The following is a 19,727-nucleotide window of genomic DNA, read 5'->3' as shown; positions in this document are numbered from 1 at the left end:
GCTGGTTTTGCGAAACAACTTTGCGCGTGCGGTTGGCCAGCGCATTGGTGCCTTCCAGACGCGGATCAGCTTTCAACTGCGCCGCCGTCAAGCCCAACGGGTCTTGCGCCATCGGCATGTCAAACATGTTGGCCACCAGCTTGAGCTTGGTGTCGTCTTGCAGCTGCGTGGTCAGCACGCCGTTGAATTGTTTGCGCTCAGCAGCGCTGTTTTTCCGGTAGCCGTCGATGTCAAAGGTGCTGTAATCGGCCACGATGCCCACCTGGCCGGTGCGACCGCTGAACTGCACGTCATGACGGCGCAGGCCGTAGCTGCCCATCGTGGTGGAGACATCCAGCTGCGGCTGGTCCCCGGCTTCGCGGGTGAAGGTCTGGATCACGCCACCTGCCGAGTTGCCGTACAGCTGCGCCAGCGGCCCGGTGAGCACTTCGATGCGTTCGGCCGAGGTCAGGCTCACCGTCGATGCCTGGCCTTGTCCGTCAGGCGTGGTGGCGGGAATGCCGTCGGTGATCAGGCGGATGCCACGCAGACCAAAGGCCGAGCGCGAGCCAAAGCCGCGAATCGAAATCTGCACGTCCTGCGCGTAGTTGTTGCGGTTGAGCGCCACCACGCCGGGCACCTGGGCCAGTGCTTCGGACAAATTCACCTGAGCGCCTGCGTTGCGGATCGACTCGCCGTCAATCACCCGCACCGAGGCCGGGGCATCGAACTGTTTTTGCGCCAGGCGCCCGCTTTGAACCGTGATTTCATCGGAGCTTTGCGCATAAGCAGCGCTGCTCAACAAACCCAGAACACCACCCCAATAAATTCGATGCTTCATTTTTTGGCTTCCTTGCTCAATCGTTCATTCGATGACATTCCAACGCCTTTGATCAAGGCAGCTCAACCGTGACTTTGATGGCGCTGTACCAAGCCGCAAGCTGAGAAATTTCAGCGTCAGTCAGTGGTTTAGCAATCACACCCATGACGGCATTTTGACGTTGACCACTGCGGTAGCTTTTGAGCTGCTCACTCACGTAAAACGCCTGCTGCCCAGCCAAATTGGGGGCATTGGGCAGCGTCGCGATTCCATTGGGGCCATGGCACAGCGCACAGGCCACATCAGCTTTCGCCTTACCAGAGGTGACGTCGTCAGCAAAGCAACTGGACATCACCGCCATCATCAAAATCAACAAAATATTTTTCATCTCAGCACCTTCAATGAACGGGGCCTCACCAGGAGGCCCCGAAGCAAAATCAACGCAGACCCAGGCTTACGCCCAAGCCTGCATCAACCCCTATCAGTTACCCACGTAGCTGATGCGGTAGAGGGCGCCAGCGTAGTCGTCAGAGACCAAGATGGAGCCGTCTGGCAAGTTGGCCACGTCCACAGGGCGAGCCAAAGCGCGACCCGTGGTCTTGTCCAGGAAGCCGTCAGCAAAGACTTCCGATGGGCCTGCTGTGCCGTCGGCCTTGATCGGCACGTAGTTGATCAGGTAGCCACTGGGCGTGCTGCGGTTCCACGAACCGTGCGAAGCCACAAACAAACCGCCTTGGTACTTCGCAGGGAAGGCCTTGCCGGTGTAGTGGGTCAGGCCCAGTTGCGCTTGGTGCGCTGGGAACTCGACTTGAGGATAGATCGCGCCAGCAGGCTCTTTCATGTCCTTGAGGTCAGGTGCAGCAGCAGAACCCGCGACCTTGAAACGGCCGTTGTAGTAAGGGAAGCCAAAGTGCTCGCCAGCCTTGGTGAGTTTGTTCAACTCGCCTGGTGGGATGTCATCACCCAAACCATCGACTTGGTTGTCAGTGGCCCAGATGTCACCCTTTGGTCCGATAGAGATGCCTGCTGGGTTGCGCATGCCCTTCGAGTAAACGGTGCGGCCGGAACCGTCCAGACCGTTGAAGCGCAGAACACCACCGATGCCCAGTTGCTCGTACAGCTCGACTTTGTCTTTGGGCTGAACGTTGTAAGGCTGGCCCATGGTCACAAAGATCTTGCCGTCTTTGTCAACCTTGCAAACGCGACCGGTGTGGTTGAAGGATTGCTCTTCCACCGGGATCAGCTTGCCTTCTGGAACCACCATATCGACAGCAACGTCCGGACCTTCATAGAAGTATTCGGCAGCAGGGAAATGCATGATGCGGTTGGATTCAGCCACGACCAGGAAACCGTCTTTGGTGAAGCACACACCGTTGGGGTTGCTGAACTTGATCGAAGGTGCAAAGGCCTTGACTTCGGTCGCAGCGTCGCCGTTGTTGCGGTTGGTCACAGCCCAGACGGTGGTCTTGCGGGTGCCAACGAACAGCATGTTTGTGGAGGGCGCAACGGCCATGTAGCGCGCATCGGGCACCACAGCGTAGAGGTCAATCTTGAAACCGTCAGGGAGTTTGACTTTTTTCAGGTTGGCACGAATGGCATCCGCGTTCTTGCCTTCTTGGGGCACAACGGGAATATTCATATTTGTAGCCGTGTTACCCATGCGTTGGAGCGTGGACAAATTTTTGTCCTGGGCAGAAGCGTTGGAGACCGCCAGCGCAGCAACAGCGAGGGTCATCGCAGAGAGTTTGATCAAGTTCACAAGGTACCTTTAATCAGTTGAAGGGAACATTCCCCGCACGCATCGTAAGATTGGGTAAGGAACGAAATTACCTAGCAGTAACCCTAGCCATCCTGCTAAAACAGACACCCATGTGACTGTTTGCAATAAAAACTGAAATTAATTACTGACACTTCAGAAAAAAATTTGATACCCCTTGCTGAAGCTCAACTTTTAACAAAAAAATTCAATTGAATCATGAAGTTCCTTCACAAAATTTCAAATCACCTCGCTGGATTTGATGGACATTTATCGCCGCAAACAATACAACTCAGCAACATGGTCCAACACACTTTTCAGACAGCCGCAAATCAAACTGTTCTTCAGATCACTGACCTCACCGGCGGCCATGGCCCTTCACCACTTTGCCATGCACTGAGCCTGCGTATCCCCTGCGGCATCACCGCCGTGACCGGCGACGAAGGCACAGGCAAAACCAGTCTGCTGCGCTTGCTGGCCACCGACCTGACACCCACCCACGGTCAACTTGCCACAGCCAGCGCCACGTGGCCCGAACAGGCCAGCGCTTACCGACAGGACGTGTTCTGGTGCGACCTGCAATCACCCAAACACGACGAAACCAGCGTGCAAGCGTGCTGGGACGCCATGCGCGCCCATTACCCCCACTGGGACGACGCGCTGCTGCAAGAGCTGGCCGAAGAACTCGACATGGTGCAGCACAGCCAAAAGCGGCTGTTCATGCTGTCAGCCGGCAGTCGCCGCAAAGTGATGATTGCCGCTGGGCTGGCTTCAGGTGCCACCGTGACGCTGCTGGATCAGCCCTTTGTCGCCCTGGACCTGGCCTCCATCCGGGCCATCAAGGGCTTCCTGAATGAAGCGGCCCACCACCCCAGCCGCACCTGGATCGTGGCCGACTACGAAGCGCCCGGTGATGTCACGCTGGCCAGTGTGCTGGCTCTGTGAGCCCTGCAAAGGCTCGCACACCAGCTTCGCACGTTGATGGATTCGGCACACAGAAGTCTGTAATGGTTGCGCCAAGTCGGAGCTGAAGCTACCGACCTGCCAAACCCCACTTCCCCCGTCGGTGGTCGAAGACCTCAATATTTTTGTTATCGGCCCATGGCGGCAGTTTGGGCGCTTGTGGGTGATCGGGCACATGTCGGACTCTTCGAGTGCCGACCTACGAGGGCGCTGTGTTTTTCAGGTCGGTGGTCGAAGACCCCGACATGGGCCTGCGCCGAACCACCCATGTCGGTCCCAAGTTGGGCGCTGCAAAAGCCAAACGACCAGCGCCCCCGCTTCATGGCTCAATCGCTCAATGTCTCAATGCGCCATAGATCAGGTCTTGCATCTGCTCGCGGTAGTACTTGCGCAACTCGCCCGGAGCAGCAGTACCAAAGGCCACCACCAATTGCTCTTTGGGGTCTGCGAAAAAGCCTGTGCCATTGGCACCGTTCCAAGAATATTCACCCGGATTGCCTGGCACCGCCGCCAAGCCGGGCTGCAGGCGCACTGCCACGCCCAGTCCAAAGCCGTAGCCCTCGCGGTGAGGCTCCACGTTCGCCACACGGTTTTGAATGCCTGCGCCCAAATGGTTGCTGGTCATCAACTGCACAAAAGCGGGGCTGAGCACCTGCTTGCCATCCAGACTGCTGCCATTGATCAGCATTTGACCAAAGCGCACGTAATCGCCCATGGTGCCAAATGCGCAGGCACCGGCGCAGTCAAAAGTGGCCTGTTTGTCGAGCCAGACAATGCTCTGGGGCTTGCCGTCCAGCGGGTTGAGCGGGAAAGGCTGCGCCACCTTGGCGCGCTGCGCATCGCTGAGCCTGAAGGTGGTGTTCTCCATCTTCAGCGGCTTCCAGACGGTCTCGCTCAAATGCTCGCCCAGCGATTTACCCGCCACCTTCTCGACCACGGCGCCCAACACATCAACCGACAAGCTGTACTCGAACACCGTTCCGGGCTGATACACCAGCGGCAGCTTGGTCAGAGCTTCGGCGAACTCCTTGGCTGTGCCCATGTAAGAAGCCGCACCGCCGCTGGGCCACACTGCGGCAATCGGGCTGTCACCATCGGGTCGCCCGCCATAAGTGATGCCTGAGGTGTGACGAAACATGTCATGGATCAAGATGGGGCGCTTTTGCGGCTCCAGCGAGAACTTGCCATCCGCCAAAGGCACGCCCACCTGCATGCTGGCGTAGCCAGGAAAGTAATCCAACAACAGTAGTGTCCCAACGTTTTCATATCAGGGCTTCGTAAGTTAATGATTTACCTTGGTTTTTTGGCATTTCAGTCTGGTCTCGATTTGAACTTCGATTCCATAACTTATGGTCTTTTGCGTTCGCACGCAAAGGACCCCAATGAACCAAGGCAAGCTTGTTTTTTCTCAACTCATGGCGTTCTTGCCGCTGAGCACGTTTCGCCGCTGCGTTGCCAAGCACCGAGGCGATCACAAGGTTCAATATTTCACCTGCATGGACCAGTTCTTGACCATGGCCTTTGCTCAGTTGACCTACCGCGAGTCTTTGCGCGACATCGAGGTCAATTTGCGTGCTCAAGCCAAGCGGCTTTATCACATGGGACTGCGCTGCAAGACAGTTTCTCGCAACACCTTGTCCAACGCCAATGCAACCCGGCCTTGGCAAATCTACGCCGACTTCGCGCAACACCTGATCGCCATGGCGCGCCCGCTGTATGCCGCAGGTCTGGAACACCTGGAAAACCAAGGATGTGAGCGGCATCTCGCTCGCCTCCTATTTGATTTTGACCTTTGGCTTGGGCATGTGGCTGGCCTATGGACTCATGATCGGTGATTTGCCACTGACCGTGGCCAATGCTGCCATGGTGTTCTTGACCGGCGCCATCGTGGTGATGAAGTTCGTGTTCGGGCGCAGCGCCAATTGACCCCACCCAGATGCTTTTGCGATTGAGGTCGCCGAGTCATTTCAGATAGGGCTGCAACCAACCCATTTGGGGTTTGTCCTGGCCATTTTCGGGTTCAATCGAATTTTGGTATCCCCCTGATCCGGGTGCCCATGGCCCGCCAGCCCACCAGGCCCATCCTGTCCAGACATCGGCGTTTAGGTTCAGGTGGTCCAGCAAACCTTGTACAGCTGCTTTGCAGGTGGCTGTATTGGGGCCTGCAAACTCAGCTAAAAAGGCTTTGGCTTTTTGGACTTTGAGCCATTGGGTAAAGGGCGTCAGTCGATCCACGCCCGCGCTGGTGCTGCTGCATTGTGCTTGATCACCACCGCCAAATTGATCGAGGTATTGGTGAACCTCGTACACCATGCGGTTGAGCGGGTCTTTCACTTGAGGCATGTAGCGATCATTCTGGTTGTCAAACCAGTTCCATGCGCTGGTCCAGCCATTGCCGGGCAAAGTGATGAGGTGACCTGCCCCTGTGGCCCGGATGGCCGTCACTGCCGCTTGCGCCGTGTTGGCCCATTGCGCTGTGGGCACATCAAAAGGCTCATTGACCAGGCCAAATTGGACCAGTGGCTGATCCATGAAAACTACGGCCAATCGGGACCAAAAATCTGCAAATGCGCTGTTGGGCACAGTGAGGTCATTGGGGTCGCCAATCACATGGTCATCGTAACGCGCAAAATTGTGTGGATTGAGCAGCACCGTCTGTCCGTTGTCCGTGCCGGCCTTGACAGAGGCTTTCAATTTCGCAAGTTCGTTGGCATCCAGTGCTTTGTACAACTCCGGCTGCATGCGCTCCCACACAAAATTGATGCGCAACATGTTCATGCCCTTGCTCTGAAAATAGTCCGCCTCAGCTTTCGTGGGGTAAGGAGGTTCTGCATTGCGCGACCCCCACTCTCCACCAGACACAGAGAGTCCTCGCAAAGGCAAGCCACTGGCATAGGTCATGCTGTTGACGCACTGCACAGCTACAGAACCTGCCTTGTCCTGCTGACCTGCCGCTTGATTGACCATGCAGGTTTGCCCCACGGGCTGGCTTTTGATGCTCACCAAGAACGAGGCACCCAAATCCACAGCTTGAGGAAAACTGAAGTTTTGTGCCCCAGCCGGGATGGCCAGTTCCTTGGCCCCGTTGGCTTGCAACACCAAGCCATCGCCTATCAAGCCCTTGACCGAGCCGCGCACGCTGAAGCCTGCAGCACATTGGATGTTGATGTTGCTGATCGCCGCCACACCCAAGGCACCCGAGGCATTGGCAACCGAGCACGCCTGGTCCTGAGGCGAGGCGGTGACCACCACGCTGTAAGACGTGCCTTGTGGGAATTCACCCAAACTGAAACTACCGTTGCTGCTGAGTGTGATGAAGCCTGGACTGAGCGCGTTGACACGCAGCCTGACCGATTGCCCCGCAGTCAGCCCACTCAACACACCACCCAAGGCATAGGCTTTCTTGCACAACACACTGACCGTGGTCACCGGCGCATCCAGCACCGCACCCAAATCAGCACCTGATGCGCAATACGTTCCCGGTGGCTGCGTTTTGACAATCACGTTATAGCCGGAGCCTGACGCCAATGGTGTCTTGAACGTGAACGCCCCGTTGGCGTTCACGTTCAGGTCATCGCCGCCGTTGTTTTGCAACACGATGGTGTCACCCGCCGCCAACCCCGACACACTGCCGCCGACGGTGTAAGCACCCACAGGGGCAGAATCCATAAGGCCACCACCACCGCCACAAGCGCTGAGCAACATACTGGCCAGCCAACCTAATCGGGTCAGCAGTTGTGGGATGCAATCGTGCATGAGTCGCTGAGTGGTCATGGGCATCTTTTGGTGGTGGACATTTGAACGGTACATGGCTTATTTCCAGAACACCGGGCCGCTGCTGACGGAAATGGGTTTGTTGCTTTGCGTGGTGTGGCCATCAGCCACCAGGCCATAGTTGTTGCGCCCCCAGCAACTCATGAGCCCACCACTGCGCAGTGCGCAGGTATGTTCATCACCGATGGCCATCGCTACGGCATCGTTCAAGTCCAAAACCATCACTGGATTTGGAACATCGTTCACACCACCATTGCCGAGTTGACCGAAAGTATTGCCACCCCAACAGACCATGGCACCCTCACTTTTGAGGACACACGTTCGCCCATAGCCTGCCTTCATGGCGGCAATTCCCGTCAAGCCCGGCACCATGGTGGGTTGGTTTTGGTCAGGCCCATTGCCGATACTCAACTGCCCGGATGCATTCCACCCCCAACAAGCAACGGTGCCCTCGGCTTTGAGTGCACATGAATGACCACCTCCAGCGGCTACAGCGACCACACCGCTGAGTCCATAGACCGGGATAGGGCGTGAACTGTTGGCATTGGATTGATCTCCCAACTGTCCAAATATGTTGTTTCCCCAACACACAACACTGCCTTCGAGCTTGAGCGCACAAGTATGCGTCCCGCCCGCAGCCAAAGCCACAACGCTTGCCAATGCAGGCACGGTGACGGGCTTGTTCTGGTTGTTGAATGTGCCATCCCCCAGCTGTCCTGCAGTGTTCAACCCCCAACACGCCACCTTCCCATCGCTTTGAAGTGCGCAGGTATGCTTGGCACCTGCCGCAAGTGCGACGACACCACTCAAACCCGGTACTTGGGTTGGGCTGTTTCTGTTGTTGGTCGTTCCGTCACCGAGTTGGCTTTCGTGGTTATAGCCCCAACAAAACACCAAGCCATCTGTTTTCAAGGCGCAGGTGTGGAAATTGCCAGCGACCACGGCCTGCGCATTGCTCATGGCTTGAACAAGCTGGACGCCTTGGTTGTTGGAACCATCTCCAAGCTGCCCATAGATATTCGCTCCCCAGCAAAGCACCGTGCCGTCTGCCTTGAGTGCACAGCTGTGCCCCATGCCCAAAGCAATCGGGTCTACTGCTGTCACATCGGTGTTGCGACTCATGGGACTGCCGTTGACCGTAGCGCTGGTGGTCACACGGAAGCTGCCTGCACTGCTCCAGACCTTTTGCACACGATCACTGCTGCTGTCTGCGCTGCCATCACCCCATTGCCAGCGCCAATCGACGGCGCTTTGCTGACCCACCTGGGCGCTGTAGTTGTAGCGTGTGTTGACCACTGCGCGGCCAGGGCCGCTGACGGCCAATGCATCGCAGCTCACTTGTACGTTGGTCACGTCCGCACTGGCGGTGCCGCTGCCGTTGGCGACGGCACAGCCTTTACCCGCCGGGGCGCTGAGCACCTTGACGCTGTAGGCCCCACTGACCTTGGTGGCAAAGACAAAGGGCTTGGCCGCATCACTGACGCTGAGGGTGAGTTCATCCCCTGCGTTGTTTTGCAATTTGACACTGTCGTTGCCACTCAAACCCGTGACGCTGCCGCCGATGGCGTAGCTGCCCGCTGATGCACCGCCACTGCCGCCATCACTACCGCCACCGCCACAAGCACAGAGCAACAAACTGGCGATCAGACCGAGATTGGCGATCAGACGTTTTTTCATGGTTGAAAGATGGTGCATGACATCACTCCTGACCCGTTTTGAAACGCAGGCCGTTGTTGGACGGGAACATGGGCACCAGCGCCGAGGACACGGCGTACTGGTTGGCACTGTCTGCCGCCAGATACAACTGACCGTCGCAGCCGATGGCGACCAGCACGGTGTCGCTGGCGTTGAATTTGCATATCGTGGGTGCTGCCGAGTTGCCTGTGTCGGTCAACGCCAGGGTCAAACCGTTGTATTGATCGTTGACGGCTTGAAGAATGCTTGAGCGGTCATTGAGCCAGCCGCCCTGGCCTTTCCAGTTGGCAAAGCGTGTGGGCATGATTTGTCCACTCAGGGGCCGATTTCTCAAGGTGTCCAGCGGGTCGGCCACGGCATAGGCCATACCGGTGTTTTGAATGCTGCCCAAAACAGCCAGATGCCCTTGGGTATCGCTTAAAAATGCATAGTTGAAATTGCCTTTGACAAAGTCGGCTGCGGCCACCTGACTCAACGGCACACCCGACAGTTTGTCGCGCACCGGGGCAAACCGCAAAGCGGCATCATCTGAGGGGGTATCGGCTGCAGCCACACCATAAGCACTGGCGGCTTCACCTGCAAACCAGAGGGCACCGTCCTGGGTGCGTACCAACGTCTGGTGGTAATAAGCCGTGCGGTTGGGGATGACCCAACTGACATTGGTCATGACTTGGCCATCGCTGCGCAGGGCGGGGCGAAAGCCCTGTTCGATGTCACCCAGGCTGGTGCTGTTCAAGCCCAGGTTGCCGTGGGTGTTGTAGCCTGCAACCCAAAGGCTGGCATCCCAACGCACGGCAAACACTGAGCCATCGGCATCGGTGGCGATCTGCCGGACATTGTTCAGAGGCTGACCGGCATTGTCTTTGGTGGCCACCAGTTGCATGCGGTCACTGCTGTCGTCGCTGGCGATGCCCAGGCCACCGCCCACGCCGGGGTTGTTGCTGCCAGCAGCCCACAGGCTGCCATCGCTGCGCAGCACATACACCTTGCCTGCGCTGGCTGCCACTTGTACAGCGTTTGTGACCGCCCCTTGGCTGTCACGCATGGGCGCAAATCGTTCGCTGCGGGCACTGACACTGCCAATGCCCAAACGACCGCTGTCGTTGTTGCCTGCGGCAAACACCGCACCGTCTGCACGCAAGGCATAACTGCTGGAGCCTAGTGCCGCCATTCGACTTTGCACATGGCGAATGTTGCGCAAGGGCTGATCATTGCTGTCGAGTGCATCGCCCCACATATCAGGGCGACCACTGACACCTGTGCTGCGCGTTTCTGCCTGAACGTCGTCATCCCCTGTTGCCAGCAGACGATCATCTTGCGTCACCACAAACGATTGACTGCAGGATTCATCAAACAGACAGCCGTAGACGCTGCGTGCCGTGGATGAAGGCAATTCCGAATTCATAAAATTTGACAGAGCACCCTGCTGATAAAACCCCGCGGTCAAACCCAGCCCGTGAGGCGCTAAATCATCACCTCTGGCTGTTGTCTGCAGTTTGCCGCTTGTGTCAATGGCCATCGCAAACTGGGCCAAGGTGTTGCCACTGGTGATCACGGTTTGCGCCTGCATCACGTTGACCTGCATTTGGCGATTGGCGGTATAAGGATTGCCTTGTTCGTCTTTGGCGTTGACGGTCAAGGTGATGCGCAACATGTTGTCTGGCCTGGATACTCGGGCGTCATAGTTGTAGTTGCTGACTTGGGTACTGGTCAATGCCGCGCTGGCATCGCCCATGTCCCAGCTGTAGGTAGCTTTGTCCTTGAGACTACCTCCCAATACCGCTCTCACATTGAGCCTGTCGCCTTTGAGCAGCGCCAGTTTGTCTGCTGTCAGGCTTTGCACGCACAGCACGGCACAGTCGCCTGCGATGTTGTTGCTGCCGTTACCACTGTTGTTGTTGCCATTGTTGTTGCCGGTGTCTGCGCTACCGCTTCCTCCGCCCCCACAGGCGACCAGCGAGGCCAATGCCATGGCGCTCAAATACCGATAGATGTTTTTCATAGGTGCTCCCTGATGGATGTGTTTTGTTTGAATATCAATTTCCCACTTTGAGCTTTCCGCCCTTGCCCAAACCGCCTTTGACTTGCTGCGGTTTGTAGTTACGCAGGACCTTGACCGTCTGGTTGTAGGCATCCATGAAGGCCGCTGCGATCACTTTGCCTTGTGGTGTGTTGCTGTAGCCACCCAAGCCTGCACCTGCCCCGCTGAACAGAGCGCCGAAGGCTGCACCAAAGTCGGTCTTCTTGGCACTGCCTTCGGCCGCTGCAATTTGCACGCCCGATCGGTTGTCCACCAGGGTCAGCAACACGTTAGCCTCTCGCGTGTGGATGCTGCCAGCAGCACCCAGCAAGGCACCACCCCATCCCCCAACCAAACCGCCCAACGATCCGGCCATTCCGCCTGTGTTTCCGGCAGAAAACTGGATATCTGGTGTCAAACCAAAATCGGATGCCACCATCTGGCCTTTGCCAAAGTTGGAGCCTGCGCGGGTTTCACCACTGTCCATCAGTTGGCGCTCTCGGCTCATGGCCTGCATCCCTGCACGGCTGCGGTCCACGACCACAAAGCAGTTGCTTTGCTGCACCAGCAATCGCAACAAATTGGAGGTAGGGGGCAGCTTGTATTGGCCTGTCAGGACACTGAACCATTCAGACTGTTGGTTTTCCACCAGTGACAAGGTGCCCAGTGGTTCGCTGCATTTTTCAAGCTGGGTGTTGGCATTGGTGCTGGCGTCGCCGCCTGCTGCGCCGGTCGCCACGATTTTGGCGCTTTCATCGCCCATCTTGATGGGCATGCTGTCGCAGGCGCTGAGCAGCATGGCGGTGCCTATGACCAGCAAGCGCCACGAACATGTGCAGTGATATTTTGTGTTCACGGTTTTCTCCTGGAGTGAAATCAAAATTTGCTGGCGCAGACCTTGGCGTTGCCAGCTTTGAGCAACACGGCTTGCTGGTAAAGCTTCATGGCACTGCCACCCGAGAGGGCTTTGCCTGCATCCAGGCCCCAACAGGTTTCGTACTTCACGGCGGCGCCAAACATGCCAGCTTCGGTGCTGCCCAGTCGCTGATGCGAGCCCCATGCCAGCAATTTGTTGGTGCTGGGTGTGTCGTGGGCAACATAGCTGTAGTTGGCCCCTTGATAAGGCCAAACGCCGCTCAGAGGCAGTTCATAACAGCCACTTTTAGGATCCAGACTGAGCACACTGCAGTCCTGGTCTCGGTGCGAGACACCCCAGTTGATATCGTTGTTGACGTCTTTACCAAAGCCGCCTGCATAGTCGTCCTGGGCCAGCCCCGCAGGTTCAATGCCTTGCGTGTTGACCGCCAGCAAACCGGTTTCAAATCCGTTTTGTGTGCTCATGATGTGCATGCGGTTCACCCCATCGTCAACACCGTTCCAGCGCCACGGCGTATTCCAGTGCAAGGGGTTTCGCGCATTGAGCGTACGAAAGACTCTGCTCGCATCTTTCCAGACCACGGACTGCAAGAGCGCTTGTGTCTCCGAGTTGGCGAACTCCATCGCACCATAGGGGCCGCGCACATCAAACATCACCAAACCAGCTTGCGGTACGGCACTGATGTCGTAGTGAATGGCGATACGTGGGTAATCGGTTCCGGCCTCGATATACCAGTCAATGGTGACTGGCGTGTCATAGCGCTTGTGCAGTGTCAGGTCTTTGGGCGTCTCGCCATTGCTGCATTGACCCATGTCGGCATCGTATTGACAGACCCAGGCGTTGGTGGTGCCCCAGCGGTAGTAGTTTTGCTGAATTCGATGTCGGGCTTGGCGAATGCCATGAAAGCTGTTGCCGCCTTTGGAAGGCAAAGTCAAGCCCCTCGCTGAGTCGTCTTCACCATGCAGCTGGGCAATGGTGTTTGCGCCGTCGTACCAACGGTATTTTTCATGCGAGACAAAGTAGCCAAAGCCACCAAATGCCTCATCGGCTGCGGCATTGACCGTGATGAGCGTCTGACCGTCTACACCTTTGTACGTCGCCTGCACTGCATAGCCGCCATTGCCAGGATTGCCATTGCCTTGTTTTTTGAGCGAGAGGGTACGTGGCAAGCCTCGGCTATCGGGCCAGCTGTATTGGCACACCGACACTGCGCTGCCGTTGAGGTTCAGGCTCACATCGCTCGCCTGCACGCCGCCTGCTTCACCCCCTGCGCAGCTGAGATCGCTGTAGCCACTACTGCCACTACCGTCACTACCGCCACTGCCTCCACTGCTGTCTCCGCCTGGATTGCCATTGCCGCCACCGCCACATGCAGTCAATGTCACGATGGCCCAGCACATGGCGGCCCTGCCCATCCTTTTTTTCGTAGCGTTCATGTCTGAGTCTTCTTGTCTTGTTGGCTGAACTTGGCTTGCATGTAGACGCTCAGACAGTCCCATCAAATTCGGTCTCAATGAGCTGCTTGTCGTGGCAGACCCGTCGGCCGTCAGTCTGGTTTGACCGTTCAGCCTTTTGACAAGCCATCCTTGTCGGTGTCGGTGTGTTTGAAGCCAATGTGTTGCCCACTGACAGGAGCGCGAGCAGCCCCAAAAGGCTGGACAAACTCAATGCCACGTAAATCGGTAAAGCGGGGTTGACTTTGTTGAAACTCATTTTTTGACCTTTCAGTGCTGCTTATGGTTCTGATGTGCTGCCGTGTTGCTTGGATCACATTTTTCAATGGACCCATCAATGGATATTATGGCCATATCCATAAAAAATTGAGACAAGGGTTTGCCAGAGTTGTAATTTTTTGTTTTCTTAAGTTCTCTTTTGAAGCAACCGGAGTGCGTCTGATGCGCAGCCAGCTTTTTATCGGTCTGAAGCGTCTGAATAAAGCACTTGAGATCTTGCCGCAGGGCTGGATCGCCAGGGCCTGGGCGTCTTCTGCTGGTATCATGTTTGGATTGGTTTTTTGATAATTTGGACATGTCCATACCCCCCCCTTTAACACCCTATTTCTCGCCCCATGGCGACGAATCCGAGGCTAGAGCCCTGGCAGCAGAGGGGATGACCGAGCAGCTCGGTCAGGGGCGTGCAGACCCCGCAACCACCTGGGCACTGCACAGCACACAAGGTGAATCCTTGTGGCGTCAATTGCACATGCAGCTGGTCGGCAAGTTGCAGCAGGGAGTTTGGAAAGCCGGTCAAACATTGCCTTCCGAACGCGACTTGGCTGAACAATTGGGTGTCAGCCGCATCACCGTCAAACGCAGTTATGACGAGCTGCGCCGCACAGGCTGGATCAGCAGCGGATCGGGGCGTGGCGGCAGTACCGTGCTGCATCCGACACCCAAGTTACAAGCCCCCTTGGGTCAACTCAAAGGCTTTACGCAAGAGATGCAGGAGCAGGGCAAAAAAGCCCGCACACGCATATTGCTGCGTGAGGTCGTTCGTGACCGGATGATTGCATCGATATTCGGACTGCCGTCCAACTCGTCATTTCTGCATCTGGTGCGTTTGCGTTTTGGCGACGATACACCCATGACGCGGGAAAACGCCTGGTACGACCTGGGTTTGGCCCCTTCCATGGTCGATTGGGATGGCATGGGTTCAGCCTATGAACTGCTGCGCCAGCAATGCGGCTTGACGCTCGAAGGTGCAGATCAAACGGTAGAAGCGGTCTTGAGCACCGAGGAGGAAGCCAGGGATTTCGGCTTAGCTGAACCTTTACCTTGCCTGCTGTTCAAACGCCACACACGCGTGAGTCCATCCAAGCAGTTGGTCGAGTACGCTGAAGGAATGTTTCGCGGCGACATCTATGTCTACCGCATGCCTTTGTCAATTTGAATTCAGGCAATCGACAAAGCCTGCCCCGGGCGATAGCGCTCTCGCAATTCGATCATTTGCGCTGCATGGGGCAAGGCATCCAGTACACCCTGGGTGGCTGCCAGGTGAGCACCACACACATGGGCTTGCTCCAGTGCCACTTGGCAACGTTTGAGATTCGACATCGCTGTGTTTTGCTGAGCCAGCCAGGTAGCCACAAAGCCGCTGGCAAACGCATCGCCGGCACCCACGGTATCCAGCGCCTGAATCGCGGGGGCTGGCATGTACAAACCGCGAACTCCGCAATGGGATGCTGGCTCTCTCCAATACATCGCTGCGCCTTGCTCACCGAGCGTGATCACCAACTGCTGCGCTGCTGGCCAGCCTTGCCAGAAAGTGGTCAATTGGCTTTCAATGTCAGTTTGCATCTGTGGCCATTCGCTTGGCCATGGTGCCTCAACACCCAACAGGGCTTGCGCCTCCGTTTCGTTCACCAGCACAGTGTGCGTACTATGGAGCAGCGAATCCGGGGGCTGTTGCCAAGGCGACGGATTGAGCACCGTGACAATGCCCGCTGCGTGCGCGATGGCAAAGGCCTCAGCCACGGCTGATACCGAAGTCTCAAACTGCCCATACACAAGTTGGGACGCTTCGATCTGGGCTTTCGCCGTTTGAACGTGTGAGGGCGCCAGCAACAGGTTGGCCCCGGGGTAGACCGCAATGGCATTTTGTCCATCGGCACCAATGAGCCCAGCCCCCCAGCCTGATGCACCGGGAAATTGAATCACATGCCTGGTGGAAAGCCCCTCATGCTGTAGCACCTTCAACAGCTCTTGGGCAGCACCGTCTTGCCCACAACCGATCATGACTTGCACATTCAGACCCAGTCGACGCAAGCCAATCGCCACATTAAAACCTTTGCCTCCAGGTTCAACCGACAGACCCGTGGCTTGAAAGGTTTCACCCGCCTTGGGCAAGCGCTGCACATGCCAACAACAGGCCTGCACATGGTTACCCAGCACAAAGACAGAAACAGCCTTGTCCATTTTTTAGCTCCCCTGAAACAGGGCATTGCGCAGGCAAGTCATGCGCAAGCCTTCAAAGGTAACAGAGGCACTGGCCTGCGGTGCAAACGCATCAAAGGCATGAGGTGCATCGGCAAATTCATGCAATTCGCAAGGCACTCCTGATTGATGCAAGCGCTTGGCATAGGCTTGGTTCTCCGCATAAAACAGGTCGATGGTGCCAATGGCGATAAAGGCTTCAGGCAAGCCAGACAGATCATCGACCTCAGACGGACTGAAATAAGGCTGTGCGGCCATGGCAAGCGCCATGTCAGCGGGCAAGGACGCCAATGCGGCAGCACGGGTGTCCAGCAGACTGTGCCAAGCTTGGCGATTGCACGCACCCGTCCAAAGCAAGGTATCTGAGGCGTCTTGTGCAACGCGGGTGCGTGAGTCCAGCATGGGATACATCAACCATTGCAAGCAGGGAAGAATCGCCTGAACACCGGTAGTCCGTGACCGATCACGCAGCCGCAACACCAAGCTGGCGGCCAGCCCACCACCGGCACTTGCACCACCCACCGCAATGCGCGGTGTCCGGCACGATGGCAATGCCTCGGAAAGCAACCAGTCCCACGCCGCCTCGGCAGCCAACAAGGCATGCGGATAAGGATGTTCTGGCGCCAAGGGATAGTCGAGGCTGAACACACGGATGCCCAGATCATCGGCAAATCTTTGGCACAGCACATCATCATGAAGGGCTTTGCCCATGACATAGCCGCCCCCGTGGAACCAGAGCAAAGCAGGCCACGTATCAGAAGCACAGCTTTGCGCTGGTCGATATTCATGCAGCACTACAAGGCAGCCGCAGCCCTTCAGTGGATGAGAAGCAAAGGGGGCCGGAACTGCAACCGCTTCACAGACCCGGTTAAGGCGTTCACGCATCGATGGAATGTCGTGCAATTCAATTCCCCCACCCAAAGCTATCAGCAATTGGGCAAGGGGTTCTTGCAGCTCTTGTGACAGATTCAAGCTGTCAACCTCCATCGTTTAAAGCATCAAGCTGCTTTCACAGCATCCACATTGCGCAAACGGATGTGAAGTTCGCGCAATTGCTTTTCATCCACTGGGCTAGGTGCTTGGGTCAGCAAACACTGAGCGCGTTGTGTCTTTGGGAAGGCGATCACATCGCGGATGGACTCTGCGCCGGTCATCAGCGTGACGATGCGATCGAGGCCAAAGGCCAGGCCGCCGTGTGGAGGCGCGCCGTATTGCAGGGCGTCGAGCAGGAAGCCGAATTTGAGCTGAGCTTCTTCTGGTGTGATCTTGAGCGCGTCAAACACTTTTTGTTGCACGTCAGCGCGGTGGATACGCACCGAGCCGCCGCCCATTTCCCAGCCGTTGAGCACCATGTCATAGCCCTTGGAGATGCACTTCTCGGGGGCGGTGACCATCCAGTCTTCGTGGCCGTCTTTGGGCGCGGTGAAGGGGTGGTGCACGGCGGTGTAACGCTGGCTGTCGTCGTCGAACTCGAACATGGGGAAGTCGACCACCCACATAGGCGCCCAACGGTCTTCAAACAAACCGTTTTTCTTGCCGAACTCGCTGTGGCCGATCTTGATGCGCAGGGCACCGATGGCGTCGTTGACGATCTTGGCCTTGTCGGCGCCAAAGAAAATCAAGTCGCCGTTTTGCGCGCCCGAGCGCTCCAACACAGCATTGAGGGCCGCGTCGTGGATGTTCTTGACGATGGGCGACTGCAGACCTTCACGGCCTTTGGAGAGGTCGTTGACGCGGATGTAGGCCAGGCCCTTGGCACCATAGATCTTGACGAACTCGGTGTAGGCGTCGATTTCGCCACGGCTGATGCCACCGCCTTCGACGGAACCATTGGGCACGCGCAGGGCGACCACGCGGCCGCCCTTCATGTTGGCAGCGCCCGAGAAGACTTTGAAGTCCACATCGCCCATGACGTCGGTCACTTCGGTGAACTGCAGCTTCACGCGCAGGTCAGGCTTGTCCGAGCCATAGATGTGCATGGCGTCCTGGTAGGTCATGACCGGGAACTCGCCCAGGTCCACGCCGATGGTCTTCTGGAAAACGCGTTTGATCATGCCCTGGAACATGTCGCGGATTTCTTCTTCGGTCAGGAACGATGTTTCGATATCGATCTGGGTGAATTCGGGTTGGCGGTCGGCACGCAAGTCTTCGTCTCGGAAGCACTTGGTGATTTGATAGTAGCGATCGTAGCCCGCCACCATGAGCAGCTGCTTGAACAGCTGGGGCGACTGGGGCAAGGCAAAGAAGTGGCCGTCGTGCACGCGGCTGGGCACCAGGTAGTCGCGGGCGCCTTCGGGTGTGCTCTTGGTGAGCATGGGGGTTTCGATGTCGATGAAGCCGTTTTCATCGAGGTACTTGCGCACTTCCATCGCCACTTTGTAGCGCAGCATCAGGTTGTTTTGCATGTAGGGACGGCGCAGGTCCAGCACGCGGTGGGTCAGGCGGGTCGTCTCGGACAGGTTGTCTTCATCGATCTGGAAAGGGGGCGTGACAGAGGCGTTGAGCACGATCAGTTCGTGGCACAGCACTTCGATCTTGCCGCTTTTGAGGTTGTCGTTGGTGGTGCCATCAGGGCGAGCACGCACCACGCCTTTGATCTGGACACAAAACTCGTTGCGCACGTCTTCGGCGACTTTGAACATCTCTGGGCGGTCGGGGTCGCACACCACTTGCACATAGCCTTCGCGGTCGCGCAGGTCAATGAAGATCACGCCGCCGTGGTCACGGCGACGGTTGACCCAGCCGCACAGGCTCACGGTTTCGCCGCTCAGGGCTTCGGTCACCAGACCGCAATAGTGGGAACGCATGGACATGTTGTTGGACTTTCTAGATTCGGAAATCGTCGGGCAATTGATTCGCCCAGCGTACAAGGTTTATTGAGGGGTTGCGGCTGCGACCTGAGGCAGTGAGTCGGGGCCACCAGGCACCACCACCCCCATGGAGATGATGTATTTCAGGGCGTCATCGACCGTCATGTCGAGTTCGATCACATCGGCCTTGGGCATCATCAAAAAGAAGCCGGAGGTGGGGTTGGGTGTGGTGGGCACATACACGCTGACCAGGGGCTGGTCAAAATGACGCGCCACTTCACCGCCTGGCGTACCGGTCAGAAAGGCGATGGTCCAGGAACCCTGGCGCGGATACTGCACCAGCAGGGCTTTCGAGAAGGCATGGCCGCTGCCGGAAAACAAGGTATCGGCCACCTGCTTGACGCTGGTGTAGATGCTGCGCACCACAGGGATGCGGTTCATCAGGTTGTCCCACTGGCGAAACAACCACTGACCAAACATGTTGGCCACAAACACACCGGTGAAAAAAATCACCAGCGCCACCAGGATCACGCCCAGGCCCGGCACACCGCGCAGGTAATCAGCCAAGGCATGCATGCCCGGGATCAGCGTGTCAGCCGCAAGCAAAACAGCCAGAAAGATGCCATCCAAGAGCCCCACCAACCAAGTCAGCACCCAGACGGTGATGCCCATGGGCAGCCACACCAGAAGACCGGTGATGAAGTACTGTTTCAAGCTGCGTTGTTTCATGGAGGCTGATCCGTCAGGTCTTAATGGCAGGCGCAAGACGCGCCACAGCCACCGGCCGCATCGGCAGAACCGGAGGACTCAGTGGTCGAAGAGGAAGCAGGCGACTCGGAAGCCCCGGCTGTCGAAGCGACAGCAGCACCGGTGACACCGCCACCGCCTTTGAAGTCGGTGGCGTACCAACCCGAACCCTTGAGCTGAAAGCCCGGGGCGCTCAGTTGCTTGCTGAATTTGGGCGCACCGCAGGCCGGGCAATCGGTCAGGGGGGCGTCGGAGATTTTTTGCAGAACGTCCTTGGCATGTCCGCAGGACTCACACTTGTAGGCGTAAATGGGCATGAAGAGGGCTCTTTTCAGGTGGAAATCAAAACCCTCA

18 protein-coding genes and 1 pseudogene are annotated in these 19,727 nt (G+C 57.2%); 5 read left to right on the top strand and 14 right to left on the bottom strand.

Annotated elements, in window-relative coordinates:
• The 3 genes from B9Z51_RS05795 to B9Z51_RS05785 all read right to left on the bottom strand — a co-directional run.
• On the bottom strand, positions 1-820 hold an 820-nt coding region (locus B9Z51_RS05795; RefSeq protein WP_158272835.1), incomplete at its 3' end, for a TonB-dependent receptor plug domain-containing protein.
• Between the two features lie 52 nt (positions 821-872).
• A complete protein-coding gene (locus B9Z51_RS05790) occupies positions 873-1,187 on the bottom strand; it encodes a cytochrome c (RefSeq protein WP_108372552.1) in 315 nt (104 codons plus the stop codon).
• 93 nt (positions 1,188-1,280) lie between these two features.
• Positions 1,281-2,534, bottom strand: a complete 1,254-nt coding sequence (locus B9Z51_RS05785; RefSeq protein WP_108372550.1) for a sorbosone dehydrogenase family protein — start codon at positions 2,532-2,534, stop codon at positions 1,281-1,283.
• A 321-nt stretch (positions 2,535-2,855) separates the two neighbouring features.
• Between B9Z51_RS05785 and B9Z51_RS05780 the strand changes: the two genes are divergently transcribed.
• Positions 2,856-3,500, top strand: a complete 645-nt coding sequence (locus tag B9Z51_RS05780; RefSeq protein WP_108372548.1) for an ATP-binding cassette domain-containing protein — start codon at positions 2,856-2,858, stop codon at positions 3,498-3,500.
• 352 nt (positions 3,501-3,852) lie between these two features.
• On the opposite strand, the gene B9Z51_RS05775 is transcribed toward B9Z51_RS05780, so the two are convergent.
• The gene (locus B9Z51_RS05775) at positions 3,853-4,761 is read right to left on the bottom strand and encodes a serine hydrolase (RefSeq protein ID WP_233254834.1); all 909 of its coding nucleotides are present in this window, start codon (positions 4,759-4,761) and stop codon (positions 3,853-3,855) included.
• 139 nt (positions 4,762-4,900) lie between these two features.
• Between B9Z51_RS05775 and B9Z51_RS05770 the strand changes: the two are divergent.
• Together B9Z51_RS05770 and B9Z51_RS05765 are read left to right on the top strand one after the other, a co-directional pair.
• Positions 4,901-5,242 (top strand): annotated as a pseudogene (locus tag B9Z51_RS05770) (DUF4372 domain-containing protein); the annotation flags it as partial.
• A gap of 28 nt (positions 5,243-5,270) precedes the next feature.
• Positions 5,271-5,444, top strand: coding sequence for a hypothetical protein (locus tag B9Z51_RS05765; protein ID WP_233254833.1), 174 nt, complete (start codon positions 5,271-5,273; stop codon positions 5,442-5,444).
• A gap of 36 nt (positions 5,445-5,480) precedes the next feature.
• On the opposite strand, the gene B9Z51_RS05760 is transcribed toward B9Z51_RS05765, so the two are convergent.
• The 5 genes from B9Z51_RS05760 to B9Z51_RS05740 form a co-directional block, all read right to left on the bottom strand.
• Complete coding sequence (locus B9Z51_RS05760; RefSeq protein ID WP_158272834.1) at positions 5,481-7,292, bottom strand: cellulase family glycosylhydrolase; 1,812 nt, start codon at positions 7,290-7,292, stop codon at positions 5,481-5,483.
• Positions 7,293-7,331: 39 nt separating this feature from the next.
• Entirely contained in the window at positions 7,332-8,987 is a 1,656-nt protein-coding gene (locus tag B9Z51_RS05755) for a hypothetical protein (protein ID WP_108372542.1), read from the bottom strand.
• 4 nt (positions 8,988-8,991) lie between these two features.
• The gene (locus tag B9Z51_RS05750; protein WP_108372540.1) at positions 8,992-10,989 is read right to left on the bottom strand and encodes a hypothetical protein; all 1,998 of its coding nucleotides are present in this window, start codon (positions 10,987-10,989) and stop codon (positions 8,992-8,994) included.
• Between the two features lie 34 nt (positions 10,990-11,023).
• Positions 11,024-11,806 carry a CsgG/HfaB family protein gene (locus B9Z51_RS05745; RefSeq protein WP_199227468.1) on the bottom strand — a complete coding sequence of 261 codons (783 nt, stop codon included), beginning with the start codon at positions 11,804-11,806 and terminating at the stop codon, positions 11,024-11,026.
• A gap of 77 nt (positions 11,807-11,883) precedes the next feature.
• A complete protein-coding gene (locus B9Z51_RS05740) occupies positions 11,884-13,320 on the bottom strand; it encodes a hypothetical protein (RefSeq protein ID WP_146187690.1) in 1,437 nt (478 codons plus the stop codon).
• A 300-nt stretch (positions 13,321-13,620) separates the two neighbouring features.
• Here B9Z51_RS05740 and B9Z51_RS18155 point away from each other — a divergent pair, with 300 nt between their 5' ends.
• A complete protein-coding gene (locus B9Z51_RS18155) occupies positions 13,621-13,902 on the top strand; it encodes a hypothetical protein (protein WP_233254832.1) in 282 nt (93 codons plus the stop codon).
• 10 nt (positions 13,903-13,912) lie between these two features.
• Positions 13,913-14,773 carry a GntR family transcriptional regulator gene (locus B9Z51_RS05730; RefSeq protein WP_108372534.1) on the top strand — a complete coding sequence of 287 codons (861 nt, stop codon included), beginning with the start codon at positions 13,913-13,915 and terminating at the stop codon, positions 14,771-14,773.
• Between the two features lie 2 nt (positions 14,774-14,775).
• On the opposite strand, the gene B9Z51_RS05725 is transcribed toward B9Z51_RS05730, so the two are convergent.
• The 5 genes from B9Z51_RS05725 to B9Z51_RS05705 form a co-directional block, all read right to left on the bottom strand.
• Positions 14,776-15,798 (bottom strand): PfkB family carbohydrate kinase, encoded by a 1,023-nt coding sequence (locus tag B9Z51_RS05725; protein ID WP_108372532.1) that lies wholly within the window; start codon positions 15,796-15,798, stop codon positions 14,776-14,778.
• A 3-nt stretch (positions 15,799-15,801) separates the two neighbouring features.
• The gene (locus B9Z51_RS05720) at positions 15,802-16,701 is read right to left on the bottom strand and encodes an alpha/beta hydrolase fold domain-containing protein (RefSeq protein WP_255419294.1); all 900 of its coding nucleotides are present in this window, start codon (positions 16,699-16,701) and stop codon (positions 15,802-15,804) included.
• A 113-nt stretch (positions 16,702-16,814) separates the two neighbouring features.
• Positions 16,815-18,629: an aspartate--tRNA ligase gene (gene aspS / locus B9Z51_RS05715; protein ID WP_108372529.1), complete on the bottom strand. Its 1,815-nt coding sequence runs from the start codon at positions 18,627-18,629 to the stop codon at positions 16,815-16,817.
• Between the two features lie 60 nt (positions 18,630-18,689).
• On the bottom strand, positions 18,690-19,355 hold the full coding sequence (locus B9Z51_RS05710) for a DUF502 domain-containing protein (RefSeq protein ID WP_199227457.1): 666 nt from the start codon (positions 19,353-19,355) through the stop codon (positions 18,690-18,692).
• A 20-nt stretch (positions 19,356-19,375) separates the two neighbouring features.
• A complete protein-coding gene (locus B9Z51_RS05705) occupies positions 19,376-19,690 on the bottom strand; it encodes an FmdB family zinc ribbon protein (RefSeq protein WP_108372527.1) in 315 nt (104 codons plus the stop codon).
• Positions 19,691-19,727: the final 37 nt, after the last annotated feature.

The sequence above is a fragment of the Limnohabitans sp. T6-5 genome, from assembly GCF_003063315.1.
Lineage (GTDB): Bacteria > Pseudomonadota > Gammaproteobacteria > Burkholderiales > Burkholderiaceae_C > Limnohabitans_A.
Note: the sequence above shows the minus strand (reverse complement) of the source record. Positions and strands in the feature narration are given on the sequence as shown.